Annotated in this window: 15 protein-coding genes; 6 read left to right on the forward strand and 9 right to left on the reverse strand. The window is 64.7% G+C overall.

The annotated features are described in order from the left end of the window. Positions 1-25: 25 nt before the first annotated feature. The 9 genes from PCA20602_RS06680 to PCA20602_RS06720 form a co-directional block, all read right to left on the reverse strand. On the reverse strand, positions 26-952 hold the full coding sequence (locus PCA20602_RS06680) for a type II secretion system F family protein (protein WP_150720507.1): 927 nt from the start codon (positions 950-952) through the stop codon (positions 26-28). Further along, positions 949-2,319, reverse strand: coding sequence for a TadA family conjugal transfer-associated ATPase (locus tag PCA20602_RS06685; RefSeq protein ID WP_150720508.1), 1,371 nt, complete (start codon positions 2,317-2,319; stop codon positions 949-951). The genes PCA20602_RS06680 and PCA20602_RS06685 overlap by 4 nt, the downstream gene beginning before the upstream one ends. 1 nt (position 2,320) lies before the next feature. After that, positions 2,321-3,673, reverse strand: a complete 1,353-nt coding sequence (locus PCA20602_RS06690; RefSeq protein ID WP_150720509.1) for a CpaE/TadZ family protein — start codon at positions 3,671-3,673, stop codon at positions 2,321-2,323. 112 nt (positions 3,674-3,785) lie between these two features. Then, positions 3,786-5,060 (reverse strand): type II and III secretion system protein family protein, encoded by a 1,275-nt coding sequence (locus PCA20602_RS06695; RefSeq protein WP_150720591.1) that lies wholly within the window; start codon positions 5,058-5,060, stop codon positions 3,786-3,788. Positions 5,061-5,340: 280 nt separating this feature from the next. Beyond that, the gene (gene cpaB / locus PCA20602_RS06700; RefSeq protein ID WP_150720510.1) at positions 5,341-6,375 is read right to left on the reverse strand and encodes a Flp pilus assembly protein CpaB; all 1,035 of its coding nucleotides are present in this window, start codon (positions 6,373-6,375) and stop codon (positions 5,341-5,343) included. A gap of 164 nt (positions 6,376-6,539) precedes the next feature. Then, positions 6,540-6,968, reverse strand: coding sequence for a TadE/TadG family type IV pilus assembly protein (locus tag PCA20602_RS06705; protein ID WP_069343834.1), 429 nt, complete (start codon positions 6,966-6,968; stop codon positions 6,540-6,542). 249 nt (positions 6,969-7,217) lie between these two features. Beyond that, the gene (locus PCA20602_RS06710; protein ID WP_217432379.1) at positions 7,218-7,706 is read right to left on the reverse strand and encodes an A24 family peptidase; all 489 of its coding nucleotides are present in this window, start codon (positions 7,704-7,706) and stop codon (positions 7,218-7,220) included. Between the two features lie 6 nt (positions 7,707-7,712). Continuing rightward, positions 7,713-7,913: a Flp family type IVb pilin gene (locus PCA20602_RS06715; protein ID WP_069343833.1), complete on the reverse strand. Its 201-nt coding sequence runs from the start codon at positions 7,911-7,913 to the stop codon at positions 7,713-7,715. 178 nt (positions 7,914-8,091) lie between these two features. Further along, positions 8,092-8,277, reverse strand: a complete 186-nt coding sequence (locus PCA20602_RS06720) for a Flp family type IVb pilin (RefSeq protein ID WP_069343832.1) — start codon at positions 8,275-8,277, stop codon at positions 8,092-8,094. Between the two features lie 970 nt (positions 8,278-9,247). Between PCA20602_RS06720 and PCA20602_RS06725 the strand changes: the two genes are divergently transcribed. From PCA20602_RS06725 to PCA20602_RS06750, 6 genes are all read left to right on the forward strand, one after another. After that, complete coding sequence (locus tag PCA20602_RS06725) at positions 9,248-9,565, forward strand: hypothetical protein (protein ID WP_150720512.1); 318 nt, start codon at positions 9,248-9,250, stop codon at positions 9,563-9,565. Positions 9,566-9,592: 27 nt separating this feature from the next. Beyond that, positions 9,593-11,188 carry a collagen-like triple helix repeat-containing protein gene (locus PCA20602_RS06730; protein ID WP_150720513.1) on the forward strand — a complete coding sequence of 532 codons (1,596 nt, stop codon included), beginning with the start codon at positions 9,593-9,595 and terminating at the stop codon, positions 11,186-11,188. 303 nt (positions 11,189-11,491) lie between these two features. Beyond that, complete coding sequence (locus tag PCA20602_RS06735; protein WP_150720514.1) at positions 11,492-12,718, forward strand: collagen-like triple helix repeat-containing protein; 1,227 nt, start codon at positions 11,492-11,494, stop codon at positions 12,716-12,718. A gap of 71 nt (positions 12,719-12,789) precedes the next feature. Further along, positions 12,790-13,566 carry a MarR family winged helix-turn-helix transcriptional regulator gene (locus PCA20602_RS06740; RefSeq protein WP_150720515.1) on the forward strand — a complete coding sequence of 259 codons (777 nt, stop codon included), beginning with the start codon at positions 12,790-12,792 and terminating at the stop codon, positions 13,564-13,566. A 117-nt stretch (positions 13,567-13,683) separates the two neighbouring features. Continuing rightward, positions 13,684-14,994: a collagen-like triple helix repeat-containing protein gene (locus PCA20602_RS06745; protein WP_150720516.1), complete on the forward strand. Its 1,311-nt coding sequence runs from the start codon at positions 13,684-13,686 to the stop codon at positions 14,992-14,994. A 358-nt stretch (positions 14,995-15,352) separates the two neighbouring features. Continuing rightward, a complete protein-coding gene (locus PCA20602_RS06750) occupies positions 15,353-16,765 on the forward strand; it encodes a Tle-like phospholipase domain-containing protein (protein ID WP_174980863.1) in 1,413 nt (470 codons plus the stop codon). Positions 16,766-16,792 lie beyond the last annotated feature (27 nt).

Raw genomic sequence — 16,792 nt, forward strand, 5'->3', positions numbered from 1 at the left:
GAGGGTGAGCGGCGCAGCGCGCCGCTCACAACGATTTGGCCAGCCGGTACAACACGAATCCACCGAGGACTTCCAGCCCGAGACCGATGGCCAGCAGCTTCTGCCCGGCGCCTTCCTGAAACATCGGCTCGAAGAACTTCGGGTTGAGCAACATCAGCAACGCACTGACGACAATCGGCAGCGCCGCGAGCACCCATGCCGACATGCGTGTCTCCGACGACAGCGCGAACAGCTCTGCCTGCGCCTGCTCGCGGTCGCGCATGAAGCCCGACATGCGCGCGAGAATCTGGTCGGCACGGCCGCCGAAGCGCGTCGAGAGATCCACCACCGATGCAAACAGATAGATTTCGTCCACCTGATAAACGCGGGCGATCTGCTTGAGCGCCACGTCCAGCTCCACCCCGGCCTGCACCTGACGCACCGCACGCTCCAGCAATTCTCGCAACGGCAAATCGGCATTGGTCGCGGCTGACTGGAACGCGGCCGGCAGGCTGTTACCCACCGTGAGCATGCGGACCATGCCGTCGAGGAACACCGGCAACTGACGCACGATGTCGCGATGCCGCCGCGCCGCCTTGAGCCAATAGCGCATCACCACGCCCACGGCATAGACGATCAGGATCACGATGGCCGAGAGCGGCCCCTGCCAGATCCAGAACCCGAGGGTGAGCAACACGCCGGGCACGATCAGCATGACGTAGAACGTCGAATCGGTCTGCACACCCGCCCGCTCGAAGAAGAACTCCCACGGCAGGGACTTGCGACGAGGCGCACGCACCTCGCCGGCGGTATCGCCGCCGGCAAACCTCGGCGCGTTCTGCGCGAGTTGACGCTCAAGGAACGCGCTCGTCGCCTGCTCGCGCACGCGCTGATTTGTGCGACGCCAAAGCTCCAGCCCCGCCGCGACCAGCAACAGTGCAATACAGGCGGCCCACAGCACGAAGGGATTCATCGACGGCGTCCGAAGAAACCGCCGCCGCCCGAATCCGGCGGCACGTTGCCTTGCTGCGCCTGCGCGGCGGCCGCAGCATTGCGCGTCTGCTCCTTGAAGCGTTGCAGCTTGGGCGAATGCGGCTGAAGCCCCAGCGACACCCACTTGTCCTTCTCCTCGCCGTCCGGGCCGATGACCGATTCGTGGCGGAACAATTCCTGCGTGGAGATCACCGTATCGGACACGCCGGTGACTTCGGTAATGGACAGAATGCGCCGCCGCCCGTTGGACAGACGGCCGATCTGCACGATGAAATCGAGCGCGCTCGTGATCTGACGGCGCAGGCTGCTCTCGCTGCCCTGGAAGCCGGCGAAGCCCGCCAGCATCTCCAGACGATAGAGACATTCGCGCGGCGAGTTGGCGTGAATCGTCGCCATCGAGCCTTCGTGCCCGGTGTTCATCGCCTGCATCATTTCCAGCACCTCCGAGCCGCGCACTTCGCCCACGATGATCCGGTCGGGACGCATCCGCAAGCTGTTGCGGATCAGGTCGCGAATCGTCACCTCGCCGGAACCGTCGAAGCCGCCCTGGCGGGACTCCAGCCGCACCACGTGCGGGTGATTGAGCGAGAGTTCGGCCGTGTCCTCGACCGTCACCACACGCTCGGTCGCCGGGATGAAACTCGCCAGCGCGTTGAGCAGCGACGTCTTGCCCGAGCTCGTACCGCCGGACACCAGAATGTTGCAGCGCGAGCGCACCGCCGCCTCAAGCAGCGTGTAGATCTCCTCGTTGAAGCTGCCCAGCGCGAGCAGATCGGACGGCTTGAGCGGATCCTTGCGGAACTTACGGATGGAGACGACCGGCCCGTCGACCGCCAGCGGCTCGATCACGACGTTCAGACGCCCGCCGTCAGGCAAGCGCGCGTCGACCATCGGGTTCGATTCATCCAGCCGCCGCCCGATCGGCGCGAGAATGCGCCGCACGATACGCAGCAGATGCTGGTTGTCCGAGAAGCGCAGCGCTTCGCGCGCGAGCACCCCGCGACGTGAGACGTACACGTCGTTGTAGCCGTTGATCAGAATATCTTCGACGGCCGCATCGGCCAGCAAGTCCTCGATAGGACCGAAGCCGGCCAGTTCCTTCGTCAGCGCGTCGGAAATCTGACGAAGCTCCGCCTCGTTGATCGGAATACGACGCAAGCGTACGAAACCGTCCATTTCCAGATCGACGAACTGCTGAATCGCGCTGCGGCTCCAGCGTCCGAATTCTGCGCCGAGTTCCTCAATGCGCGCGAGCAGATGTTCATGCGCTGCGGTCTTGATGTCCTGGAACTGCTGTGAATTGGCAAACGCGCGCTTGTCGTCGGCGAATTCGATGGAGTCGGTCATATCAGTGCTTTCCCATGAATCGGCCTAGCCAGCCCGACGACTGGCGTTGTGCTGCGGTGCCTGCGTGTTGTGCGGAAAGCAGGCGCTCCACCAACGGTTGCAGCGCGCGGACATAGGGGTCGCCGCGCGCCGTGTCGATAATCAGCTTGCCCTGGTTGGTAGCGGAGAGCATGGCGAGCGGACGATCCGGCAGCGTGGCGAGCAGCGGCACGTCGAACCGCTTGGCGATCTGGTCAGCGGCCATGCCGTAACGCGGGTCATAGCGGTTGAGCACGAGATGCAGATGACTGCGCTCGACGCCCTTTTCCTCAAGATCGCGCAGCATCGACGCGAGCGAGACGATGGCCCCGACGCTCTGATCCACCACGAGCCACACCTCGTCGGCTGCCCGCACGAGGCTCGCGACGAACGCCGGATTCGAGAAGCCGCCCAGATCGGCCACGATCAGATCGAAGAACGCGCGCAGACGGTCGGTGAGCGCCAGCGCATCGGCCGCCGCAACGCTGCGCATATCGCCCAGATCGAGCGGCAGCGGCAGCACGGCCAGCCCGCTCGGCGCATGCGAGACGGCGGTATGCACGAGGGTTTCGTCGAAGCGTCGCAGGTTCTGCACGGCTTCGGCGAAGCTGAACTGGCTTTGCGTGTTGAGATAGAGCAGCCCGTCGCCGGACGGCAGGCCGAGATCGAGCAGTGCGACGTGGCCGAGCAGCGAGCCGTCGAACTTGTCGTCCTTGTTGCCGGCGGCCTTCGCAGCCTTGGCGGCGCGTTCCGCACGCTCAGAATTCGACCCTACCGAGGCCTCCTGTCCGAGCTGCGACAGATGGGCGGCGAGCGTGCTGCATCCCACCCCGATGCGCGCGCCGAGCAGCACGATGAAGCGGCCATGCCGTTGCGGTGCTGCGGCATTCGTCACGGTCGGGGTGTGATCGATCACGCGACGCACGACTTCGAGGGCTTCCTCGTGCGTCGAATGCATGTCGATGAAGTCGTGCACACCGGCACGTATGGCAGCTTTCATGCCATCGGCCCGCACCATCGAACCGACGGCCACCAGCGGCAGCTTGGGCGCCACGCGCTTGAGCATCTGGGCAAGCTCCGAGGCCTGTGCGATGCCCCCATCGGGCGGTTCGTCGGCATGACCGGTCGGCTCACCCGAGAAGTCGAGCAACACGACTTGCGGATCGAGATCGCCGATGCGCTGCTGCAATTGCGCCGGGCGTCCGGCCTCTTGCAGCACGACGCCCTCTTCGCGCAAAGCGGCCGAGAGCCACTGTCCGTGGCCGGCATGTGCGCTGCAAAAAAGAAAGCGATGCAACTCAGTCATGGTGTCCAGTATTCGCGTCGGTGCGTTCATTTGTGCACTCCTTACTACCCCATCCCGGCCCTCGCCAGTGCCTCGTCCGATGTTGCCGTTGCGTCGTCCAACTGCATCGCTTGCGCCCTGTGCAGTCGATCCGACGTCAGCATCACTTTGAGAAACCCGGCAGTTCGCTGTCGCTTGCTACGCCCATCAGATACGCGCCCCACACTTGCCCCGGCCGCTTCTCGCGCGTGTCGCCCGGCAGCGGCAAGGCGACGTCGCGGGCCACCGGTTTGACGAGGCGCGGCGTCACGATGATGACCAGTTCCTTTTCAGTGCTGTTGTACTTCAGATTCCGGAAAAACGCGCCGATGAGCGGCAGATCGCCGAGCAGCGGCACTTTGTCGACGGCGGCGGTCGTGGTGCGCGAGATCAGCCCGCCGATGATGAAGCTTTCGCCGTCGCCGAGTTCGACCGTCGTATCGGCACGGCGGGTGGTGATCGCCGGAATCTGCGTCGACGCGATGACCACGGCGTTCGTGTAGTCGAGGTCCGACGCCTCCGGCGCGACCTTCAGTGCAATGCGATTCGGCGACAGGATCGTCGGCGTGACCGTCAGCCCGACACCGAACGACTTGTAGACGATCGTCGTTGTCCCCAGCCCGCCGGACTGCGGCACGGGCAACTCGCCGCCGGCGAGGAAGCTCGCGCTCTGTCCCGAGAGCGCCACCAGCGTCGGCGCAGCGAGCACGCGGCCCAGGCCGTTCGTCTGCAACAGATCGATCTCCGCCGAGAGGTTGAATGCACCCCGCGTAATCGAGCCGAAGAACGAACCGAAGTTCGAGACCGACGTGCCGCCGCTGCCGAAGGCCGACGCCAACTGCGAGTTCACCCCGAAGCTGCCCGAGCCCGATTTCCTCGACGCGCTGAAGCTCGCCCCCAGTTGATTCAGAATGTTGCGATTCACTTCCACGATCTTGACGTCGACCTGCACGACGCCGGTGTCGCCGACGGTAGAGCGGTCGACGACGACACCGCCTTTGCCCGTGGCATCGACGGCCGCCGCTTGCAGGCCGCTGTGTTCCATCAGCGAGCCGGCGTGGCCCTTGATGATCGCGGCGCTACCGCGCGGGTCCACACTGGCGCCGCCCGTGTCACCGAGCGCGCTTTGCAGGCTGCCCTGCACATGGATTTCCCAGCGTGTCGGTTCGCCACCGCGCGGCCACGTCGACACCTGCGTCGTGCCCGCTTTCTTGCCGACGACCAGCACTGAGCCGCGCCGCCCGCCCGAGCCCTTGAGCACCACGATGTCCGCGATATCCGGGTCCGCGACGGCCACGCGCTCCAGCGTGCCGCTCACCTGCAATTCACGTTGCTCATGCACCCCCAGCGTAAGCGACCTCGCCCCGGCGCCTGATGCGTTATCGGCCGCATCGGCCATGCGCACTGCGACGGTCCCGCCGCAGGCGAGCAACGCCGTAAAACACAACAACATTCCCATGACACGTCTGGCATCTCGTCTGGCAGTGCGAACCTGGCTTCTGATCATGGCGTGGCTGTATCGGTCACTGTGTCGGTGGAGCGACGTGGCCCGGATCGGCGTCGTGCCATGCCGGGGCGTCACTGGATCTGCGTGTCGATGCTTTCCGTTCGTTCGGTAAGAATTCGGTAAAACTCGGTTCAATCACTCGGTCCAATTCGTCAGTTCAGGTCAGTTCAGATCAGTAAGCCGCCGTGGAGCGTTCCGCGCCGCGCACGATCTCGATCGTGCCGCCGCTGCTGCTGCCGCCGCCACCGGGTGCTCGCGGCGCTGCGGCCGCTGCGGGGCGGCGCGTCGGCTCGCCTGCCAGGCCCGTTGTGGCGATCCCGGCGTAAGCACGGTTTTCAGGGGTATCAAGGGCGGCCTTGGTATCCGCCGTCAGGCCTGACTTGCTCGCGAGCACGGGCGGCGGCGGCGGGAACAGCGAAGTATCGGGATGGGTGTCGTCGGCCGGATTGCGCAACGCCAGTGTGATCTTCCCCTGCTGCGCCCCGAGCACGAGACGGTTGACGTCTTCGACCGGCACGGCCACGACGGCCGAGGTGGCGGGCATCGGTGGTAGTGCGGCTGGCGCAGGTTGCTGAGGCTGCGGCGCGCTGGCGGTCGCGGCGGCAACCGTCGAGGCGACACTCGGCGCGGCCGGCTGCGGCGTCACGTCGTCCAGCGACGCATTGCCGTAGGTCAGCACGCGCACCCGCGACGCGAGCAGGCGGGCCTGCGTGTCGTCGACGATGCCGACGGTCGGACTACCCGCCGGCTGGTTCGTCTTCATCGTGAAGAAGACGTCGACGAAATCGCCCGGACGAATGCGGTTGCTCACGCCGACGGTTTCCGTCACGGGAAGCGCCACGGCGCGCTCGCCCGGTGCGAGTTGCATGGCGAGTCCGCGGGCAAGCACGTTCTGCGTGACGGGAACACCCGCGGCGAGGGCCACGAGCGGCACACGTCCCACGACGTCGGCCGGGATGTTGAAACCCGCCGGCGTGGGGCTATCGAATTGCGCGATCTTGACGTCGTCCGCCGTAATGGGCTTGCCGGGCGAAAGCGCCCTGGCCGCCACCACGGCCGGGAAACGCTGAGTGAGCGTCTGGGTCACTGCCGAAGGTGTGGTTTGCGGCGCGGGGGCATTCGTCGTCCCCAAGCGCAACGCGAAGAGCGCCAGCACCACTCCGGCAACAACTAGCACAGCAGCGAGAATCTTGGTGGCTTTGTTCATGGCTTGGGGCCTGTCGGCCGTTCAGTCACAACTTGCGGGACGCCGGCAAACCGGCGGCATGTCAACCTTCTTGCTATGTCGCTACTTCTGCACTTCGCTACTTCCAGACGCCACAGGCTGTCGCACATGCCGTCGTTCACCCGCCTTGCGCGGCAACCCATCTGTCAGCTACCGCCCAGCGTCGAGGTGTCGAGCGTCACGGCTGCCGTACCCGTCACGGTCGTCGGCACCAGCGCGCCCAGCCCCGGCCAGTTCACCGTCATCGGCTGATTGAGCGTGAGCGTGACATGGACGATGCATTGCGATACGGCGCCTGCACCCGACGCCGGGCATGGATACGTGGCATCGGCCGGAAACGTCGCCGTTACCGCCGAGGCCGACGGCCACGTCAGCGTTGTGTTGATCGCGGTCGTGGCGTAGGCCTGACGCTGCGTCATCGTGCCGGCGCGCAACATCGCACGGCCTGCTTCGGAGGCGGCCTGCGTGAGCATCTGTCGGGCAAGAATATTGAGAGAGAAGGCGACGGCGACGTAGAAAGCAGGCAGCAGGATCATGAGAATGAGCATGAATTCCAGTGCCGCGACGCCGCGCATGTTCGCGCATCGCAACCCTGTCCTTGCCTGTGCCCCAGACCGCTTCATGAAGATACCCCCCGTCGCGCACGGCACTCTTCGTCCGTGTCTGGCGACGCATGAACCTGCAATTTGCGCGGCGTCGCCCGCGCCTCCCATTATTACGGCGCTGCCTCCGGCAGCACTCGTTACTCCTGTCGCGTGTGAAACCTGAAACGACTTGCGAGGCTTCCGACACCGGCGAAGGGCGCCCTCACGCCCACGTCGCACCTACCTCACTACGAGCGCCGCCGCAGCCAGATATGCCCCGTAAGGCAACCCGACGCGTCCCGCCCGCCACTGCAAAATTCGTCGCCATGCTTGCGAGGCAGTCACACGGTCGCGCCAACGCGTCAACGCTTTTGACCGCTTCGAGCGTCCCGCCAGCAGCAGGAGCGCATGAACCCCCGCTGCCACGCTGGCCAGACACCAGACCGGCAACAGCGCCGGATAGCCAGCGACCAGTCCGATCACCGCAAACAACTTGACGTCGCCGGCGGCCATGACACCGCGCCACCAGAAAGGCAGCAGTACGATCAATCCAAGCACCGCGCCAAGCCCGTGAACCCACACCACGTGCGCGCTGGAATGCCACGCCTGCCAGCCGATCCCCCCCAGCGCCGGTACACCGATACACAGCAGCCAGAGGTTCGGGATACGTCGCGCAATCAGATCAGTCAATACGATCGGCACGCACAACAGCCACAGCAATGTCAGCACAGCGTGTCAATGCGACGACGCCGACGTTGCTGCCGAAGTCACCGTACTGAAGGCGCTCGAAAGTACGCTACTCATATTCGTGTACACCGTACCGCCGATGATCACCGCCACGATTGCGGCGAGGATGCCGTACTCCAGTGCGGTGACACCCTTTTGCCGGGACAGTCGAAGCTGCCGTCCGGTCTTGCTTGCGCGATTTGCCTGCATGATTCGCTTCCTCGCGAATACAGCATCCCACTACCCCGAATGGCATCCCGTACAACAGATGCCTTTCCCCAATCCGTCAGCACGATCCCTCGCTACAGCACGCAGACGCGAGGTACACATGCCGACTTGTCTTTCGGCGCGCTTCGGCGCCTTCCCGCCACGCCAATGCGTTAATGCGTTAGGCGCCAGCCGCCGTGACCGCCGACTGAATCTTCGAGAACACCGACGAGAACGCCGTGCCCAGGTTGGTATAAACGGTGCCGCCAATGATCACCGCCACGATAGCGGCGAGGATGCCGTACTCCAGTGCCGTTACACCACGCTCGTCGCGCGCAAACAGTCGAAAACGATTACCGAGCTTCATATCACCCTCCCTCAAAAAGACGCATCAGCGCCTGTTGGCACACAGCGGAACATCACAGCGGCCCGATGGGCTGACGTGCAGTCCTGCCATATCGCTTATCAACTCTTGACTTCGGCCTCGGGCTCGTTGCGCTATAAGGCTCGCGAACCTCTTTTACGTTGTACGCCAATATTTGCCGGGCTATTGGTACAGCCTTTGCGGCGGCGTACTATTATTTTTCGATGCTAATTTAAACTAAATCACAAAAACTAGAGTCTTGCTTCCAATCACTCCGGCGATTGTAAAAATACGTTACACCGGTTGATCAAACAATACTCCAAAACTAAGCAAATCAGCGCTCGCGAGGGAAAACCATGATTGGTGCGGCGCCACACACCGCATCGAAATCGCCGCGGCCAACTCCAGTGCGTATTTAAATAACTATTCATCCATCTGGCACGCAGCACCCTGCGCTGCCAGCCCCAGTGTGCAAGTACACACCAGCGCTATCGCTACTTAGTTATCCCTTGGATAACCGATTCGCAAAGACGTTTCACGCCTTTACATAAAAGTACGGCTTCCTCAGCATCGCCTTCGATCCGGCATTACCCGAATGTCGTGCGCTCCTTCTATTAGTTGCGCAATGCCGACCCGCATTTACCGGCTTGTTTTTCATTTGCCTTTCGTTCCGTTACATCCCGATCACATCCCAATCGTTACGTAACGTTACCCGTAACGCCCCCCGTAACGGGAACGCCAATTCCTCTGTTTTTCGCCATTTCCCGATGGCGTTAACCCTGACTCTCCTCATCCCCTTCGCCATCCCGATCTCTCGATTCGAAAGATTCTTGTTTTCCGAAACGCAAATAAATACAGGCTTTTCAGCCGATTCGAGAAAAAACTAGAAGAGTTATTCAAACCGTGAATCTTCGGTTGGCACACCTCTTGCAGATATCCCTGCATCGCAACGCTAAAGATCACGAGGGACACCATGATCGTTGGCAATACCAAACAAACGATGCACGGCGCCGCGGCCATCTCGGCAGAGCGTCAACGCATCTCGGCAAAACAGCAAAGCGCTGCGGCCGACACCGATCGTAGAGGCGCAAGCCCAGGGAGGGGCGGTGAAGAAGGCGGTGGCGTACGCGCCACCGCCACACCGGCCGAAGTGGCAAACGCTCGCAGCAGCAACACGCATTCGGCCCATGCGATGACGGGCCCCGATAGCGCAGTCGTCAACGCGCTCCTGTTCGCACTCATCGCACAACGCATGAACAACCGATTGGCTGCACAAGACGTGCTCGCCTGATTACGACAAAGACCAGAGGACTCCATCATGAAAAACATCCAACGCACCCTTCTCGCTTCCGCCGTTATCCTCGCCGTCGTCACGATGACCGGCTGCGCAAGCTCCGGCTCCGGCGGCACCAGTGGCTCGCTCGGCGATGGTGGCGGCAGCGGCACCACGGCTGGCACCGGTAGCGGCGGCGGTTCGGGCGCAGGCACCGTGCCCGACGGCTCGGGCAGCGGCAATGGCGACGGTAGCGGTAACGGCAATGGCAATGGCAATGGCAATGGCAATGGAAACGGCAACGGTGGCACTGGCGCCTCGGCCAACCCCATCGGTACCGTGGCAGCCACGGCCAGCACGGGTGTCGTAACGCAGGTCGGCAAGACGGTCAGCGATCTCGGCACGGTCGTAGGCAGCACGAACCTGCCGCTGGTCAGCTCGCAAACGCAAAGCGGCCTGGCAGGCGCCACGACCAAAACTGGCGACGCCGTGCAATCGATCGGCAACGGCCTGACGAACGGCCTGGGCAAACTGGGTTCCGGCAACGACGTGCTCAACCCGACGCTCACCGGTGTGACGGGCGCCGTGACCAACCTCGGTCAGGCCGGTCAGCAACTCGGTAACGCTGTAGCTGGTCTCGGCCAGACCACGGGCCTCGACAAGATCGCGCCGGTAGGCAGCGTGACCACGCTGCTCGGCGGTGTCGTGAGCGCGGTCGGTGGTGCAGGCGCCGCCCTCGGCACGGGGCTGACGGACACCGTCAACAGCACGCCGGTGCAGCAACTGACCTCGGGGCTGTCGAAAACCATCACGCCGATCACCACGGTCGTGACCAACACCACGCAAACCGTGGGCAACGCAACGGGCCTCGGCACGCCGGTGGCCGGTCTGCTGGCCCAAGTCGGCGGCGGTCTGGCCGGCGTGGGTACCAAGATCGGTGGTCAGATCAACAACCCGATCGCGAAGGATCTCGGTGGCGTCGTCACCGGTGTCGGCAACACGGTGGCCAGCCTTGGCGGTCTCGTGCACGGCACGCCGACCAGCACCAACCCGCTCGCACCGCTCACCTCGGCCCTCGGCGGCCTGTCGGGTGTCGTGGGTGGCGGCACGGGCACGGGTAGCGGCCCGCTCGCCCCGGTCACGAATCTCGTCTCCGGTCTGACGGGCGCCCTCGGCGGTGCCGCAGGCGGCGCCTCGGGCAACAACCCGCTCGCCCCGGTCACGAACCTCGTCTCCGGTCTGACGGGTGCCCTCGGCGGCGCCACGGGCGGTGCCTCGGGCAGCAACCCGCTCGCTCCGGTCACGAACCTCGTCTCCGGCCTGACGGGCGCCCTCGGCGGTGCCACGGGCGGTGCCTCGGGTAGCAACCCGCTCGCCCCGGTGACGAACCTCGTCTCCGGTCTGACGGGTGCCCTCGGCGGCGTGACGGGCGGCGCAGGCGCCTCGGCAGGCTCGGGTGGTGCGTCGGCCGGCGGCAGCGCCTCGGCTTCGGGCAACGTCCTGGCCCCGGTGACCACGCTGCTCGGCTCGGTGACGGGTGCAGTCGGCGGTGCAACGTCGGGGAGCGGCAGCAACAGCGGCGGCCCGCTCGCTCCGGTGACCGGCTTGCTCGGCGGCCTGCTCGGCGGCGGCAAGAAGTAATCCGGCGCACTGAATCCACCACGCCAGCACAGACGAACAGGCCACCGATCATGACCCGCGCGATTCCACCGCCAGCCTGCGACCGCCGCGATCCGGCCCTCGCTCCGATGCCCACGCATCGGACCGGGCTGGCCCGGATCCGGCTCACCCAACACGCCGCGCGCCTCCAACGGCATCACAGCGAGCGGCCCCGGTTCCTCAAATGGAAATAGCGGTACCTGACGGTAAGCCTCACAACGAAACGGCATCAATGCGCGGTCCCCCGCCAGCCAACATTCAGAACGACTCAGGGAGATAGACATCATGAGCAACGCACTTCAACGCACCCTTCTGGCTTCGGCCGCCATCGCAGCCATCGCCCTCACCGGATGCTCCAGCGGCGGCGGCGGCAGCGGCGCCAGCTCGGCCGGCACGACCGGCACCCCGAACGCCGTGGGCACGACCGCTACCGGCGCAGGCGGTGTCGTGAGCTCCGCCGGCAACGTTGTGAGCGCACTCGGCGATCAAGTGGCCAGCACGCAACTGCCGCTGGTCTCGCAGCAAACCTCGCAAGGCATGGGCGGTGCACTCAAGAGCACCGGCAACGCTGTCACCGACCTGGGCAATGGCGTGAGCGCCGGCCTCGGCCAGACCGGTACGTCGGCAGATACGGTCGGCATCACGCTCGCCAGCACGGGTCCCGCGCTGACGGATCTGGGCAAGGCCGGCGTGTCGCTCGGCAGCGGCGTCGCAGGCATTACCAAGGGCAACCCGCTCGAAGGCACGCCGGTCGACACGCTGGTCGGTGCAGTCGGTAACGTCGTAAGCACCGTGGGTCAGGCCGGTATCGCCGGCGGCGCCATCGCCGGCCAGGCCTTCTCGGGCGGTCCGGTGACGCAGGTCACCAGGACGCTCTCGTCGGCCGTCACTCCGATCACCAACGTGGTCTCCGACACGACCCGCACCGTGGGCAACGCGACCGGTCTCGGCTCGCCGCTGAATGGCCTGCTGGGTACGGTCGGCGGCACGGTGGCATCGCTGGGTACGCAGATCGGCGGCACCTCGTCGAATGGCGTCGTGAAATCGCTCGGCAATACCGTCACCGCGACCGGCAACACCGTGTCGACGCTCGGCGGATTCGTCAACGGCTCGACGTCGACCGGTTCCTCGAACCCATTCGGCTCGCTGCTCGGCGGTCTGGGTAACACCGCAGCCGGTGGTGGCAGCAGCAGCGCCAACCCGCTCGGCTCGCTGACCGGCCTGCTCGGCGGATTAGGCGGCTCCAGCGGCGGCCCGCTCGCCCCGGTCACGGGTCTGCTCGGCAGCCTCGGTGGCGCCACGGGCGGCAGCAACCCGCTCGCGCCGGTGACCGGCCTGCTCGGTGCCACGTCTGGCGGCAGCGGCAGCAGCAGCCCCCTCGCCCCCGTCACGAGCCTGCTCTCGGGCGTGACGAACAGCGCGGGCGGCAGCACTGGTGGCGCCAACGGTCTGCTCGTCATCATCCAGCCGGTGACGAACCTGCTCGGCAGCGTGGCGAGCGTCGGCAAGTAACTGATGCAGTACGTGGCCCGGCGCACCTTCGCGCCGGCCACACAACCCACAACAATCGATAAGGAGATGCCATGGCCCGCTTCATATCCGACACCGGCGTTCTGATGCGCGGTCATGGCGACGCCGCCCCGCAAGTCTCCGAACCCTCGGCAATGCGCGACGCCAGCAATGGTTACGCCGGCAGCCAAAGTCATAACACGTACGGTGCCGACACCGGCACCGCTTCCGGAGCCGCCCCGGCATCTGCCCCCACGCATTCGGCAAATGGCGCGAACGGGATGCATGGGACGAATGGCACGAATGGAACGCACGGCACCATGAGCGACCGACACACGAACCGTAACGATCTCGTCGCCGGTATCGTCCGCTCGCTCGGACGCCGGCTCGCCGTGTACACCGCGCTCTATCATGCGGCGCTGGCCGAACAGCTCGGTCTGAACGTCACCGATCTGAACGCGCTCGACCTGATTCTCGAACTCGAATCGATTACCGCCGGACAACTCGCCGAACTCATGGGTGTGAGCTCCGGCGGCATCACCACCGTCATCGACCGGCTGGAGCGTGCCGGCTTCGTCGAGCGCGAGAAGAACCCGCACGACCGCCGCATGGTGATGATTCACCCGATTCAGGAACGCTGCGCGCAGATCGAGCAATTCCTGTCGTCGGTGTCGCGCGAACTCACGGCGGTGAGCGCTGCGTACGATCAAAGCGAACTGGCCGCCATTCATGATTTTCTGGTGCAGAGCATTCGCACACTCAAGAGCGAGACGTTCCGCCTGCGCTTCGAAGCCGATCAGGACATTGCCGGTCTGGTCTCGAACACACGCAACACGTCGTCCAAGACCTGAGCCGGATCGACTCGTGCCGGACATCGGTCCGGCAAACGCGCGCTGCACGAGCGATAACCGCTATGACCGCTGTGACCGCATGACGGCCCGCCGTCTGCCCCACCGAGGAGAGATGTCATGACGAACTTTCTGCGTCCCACGTTGCTCACTGCGTTGATTGTCGGCGTGATGGGCGTCACCGGTTGCTCCAGCTCGGGCGGTGGCAGCGGCGCGACCGGCGACACGCCGACGAATCCGAACAACCCCAACAATCCCGATACGCCAACGAACCCGACCAATCCGACGAACCCATCCACGAGCAGCAACGGTGTGGTCAGCTCGGTGGGCTCGGTCGTGAGCGCCGTCGGCAATCAGGTCTCCGGCACGACGATTCCGGGGGTATCGCCGCAAGTCACCCAAGGCGTTGGTGGCGCGGTCGTGCAAACCGGCAACGCCGTCACCGATCTCGGCAAGGGCATCGGCGACGGCCTCGGTCAGCTCGGCAAGACCGGCGCGAACCCCGTCGGCACCACGCTTGCCAGCACCGGCGGTGTCGTCTCGGATCTCGGTAACGCGGCAAAGTCGCTCGGTAGCGGCGTCGCAGGTATCGGCAACAGCGGCCCGCTCGCGAATACGCCGGTGAGCACGCTCACGAATGCGCTCGGTCAGGTCGTCGTCACCGTCGGTCAGGGCGGCGTGACGGGCGGTCAGGCGCTCACGCAGGCATTGACCAGCCCGCAGGTCGTGCAAGCCACCGCAGCGCTATCGTCGGCCATCACGCCGATCACGAGCACGCTGGTCACGACAACGCAGACGGTCGGCAACACGACCGGCCTCGGCGCGCCGGTCGCCGGTCTGCTCGGCACCCTCGGCGGCGCATTGAACGCCACCGGCGCGCAAGTGAAGGCGAGCGCCCCGAACGCCGTCGTCGCCAGTCTCGCCAATCCGTTGACGGCGCTCGGCAATACCGTGACCAGCGCCGGCGGACTGCTCACGGGCAGCACCGGTACGACGTCACCCAATGCGCTGGGCAACATTCTGGCGAACGTCGGCAACACCACCGTAACGCCCACGACGGCCACCGGGAACAATCCGCTCCGCGCCCTCACCGGACTGCTGGGCGGCCTGGGTGGATCGACCGGAGCATCGGGCAATCCGCTGGGGACAGTGACGGGATTGCTCGGCGGCGTGACGAATGGCTCGGGATCGTCAGGCAGCAATCCGTTGGGGGCCGTCACCGGTCTGCTCAGCGGTGTGACGAGCGCCGCGGGCGGTGCAGGAAGTACGGGAGGTACGGGCACGAGTAACCCGCTCGCACCTGTCACCAGCTTGTTGAGCACTGTCACGACACCGCTGACGTCGATTGCGAGCACGGGCTCAGGCGGGACCAGCGGCGCGGGGGGATTGCTTGCCCCGGTGACCGGATTGCTCGGAGGATTGGGCAAGTAATATCGATCGCGCACCGATCACGCAAGTCGAAGGATCGCGAGGGGGAACCGCTATCGGCGTGCAGGCGTCGAGTGCGGCGTAAGACGGCAACGCCCGGACAGTGAAGCGACACTGTCCGGGCGTTGCCGTTTTCGATCGTTTTTTTACGTCGCATTCGATCCGCTTTCGTACCGTCTTCGCGCCATGAGCGCTCACTTCCCGCGCGCGTGCAAACCGTGGCGAATGAGCCATATTTGATTTCCGCTGGCAAACACGTCGATCAGAATCGATCGCCCTCTCCACCACGATGCTTCGCGCTCCGGCCACAAGCCGGGGGCGTGACACGTGGTGGTTTTTCACCATCGCATCGATGACTCCCATGCAGATTTCGACTGGCGCCCTCAGACCGACGATTTACGCTTCCCTGCTCACTGCCCGCGCCGCAAACGAACCGCACGCGCCGGCAGCCCCCACTTTCAACACACCACGAAAAGCGTCTGAAACGCTCGCCCACACGACCGACAGCGCCGAACCATGGGCCGGTCATACTCGCCAGATTAGCGAGCGTCGCCTCGCAGACGATCAATGGCGACGCACGCTACAGAACATGGGCGCGCTCCCGCTCCCGGACAGCGCCCCGTTGTCGGATCGCCCTCACCCGCTGAACGATCGCCTGCACAAGCTGACGCAAGTGTGGCTGGATGCGTTGAAAAATTCGTCGTTCAGATCCGGCGACAGAGTTCGCACTGAATTCGATTCGTTATCCGAATCAATTCGCCGACAACAGGCGGACGTCTACAGGAACGTCGTCGCACAGATGACGCCGCTCGTCGGCCCGGACGCCGCACATGACTCGGCGCAAGAGACGTCGAAACTCGTTGCCATCGCACGCCGAGTCGATGAAATCGACGCGTGGATCGCGTCGCGAGAGGGACGGCGGACACCGTCGGATTTGCTCGAACAACGTAATGTAATGGCAGCGGCTCTGGTGAATCATGATGTCTATTTCGACGAAGCCGTGCCCCACATCCTTCCTGCACGGGTGCAGCGTCTGCGCAATTACGACAGGAACGGGCCAGGGCAATCGGGCTATTTCGGTGCCGTCTATACCGATTCACTCGGCGACAAAATCATCGTGGCGAATCGCGGCACGGAAATGGGGATTTCGGGACGTTCCGGCATCGACTGGCAGCAGAACATCCGCCAGGCATTCGGATTCTCGTCAGCACAGTACGACGAAGCCATGAACATGGCGAAATCTCTGGCTCGGGAACACTCGCCGTCGAAATTGATATTCACAGGGCATTCGTTAGGGGGAGGTCTTGCCTCGGCACAAACATCGGTCGTTCCCGGCGCTAATGGCCTGACATTCGACACCGCAGGCCTTCACAACCGCACGGTGGCCCGGCATTCAGCCATGCCTGCATCGACACGAGTCAAGGCTTACCACGTCAATGGCGAGGCCTTGTCGGTGGTGCAGGAAGCGATCCAAGGCGCCGAGTCTCTGGCCCGACGCACGCCACTCCTCGGCAGGGCCATGACGTGGGCCGGGCGCATGGCCCTGCCCCGCCCCGTGGGTGAGCGTATCGGCGTCCCCCCCGCCTCGCGACAACCGTCCAATGCCGGACCTGCCGCAGAACCTTATTCGGGAGACAACGTTGCGCCGCCGGCCGGCGTCCGCGGCGCCATTCAGAAGCACTCGATGGCGCAGATGATTCACTCGCTGTTCGATCAGTTGCCGAAAAAGCGCTTATCCCGCGAGGACCTGGCCTTGCCCGGTTTCACAACGTAACCCGGCACCTGAGACGTCAAAGCCCCG

Source organism: Pandoraea capi (assembly GCF_902459735.1).
Classification (GTDB): Bacteria; Pseudomonadota; Gammaproteobacteria; order Burkholderiales; family Burkholderiaceae; genus Pandoraea; species Pandoraea capi.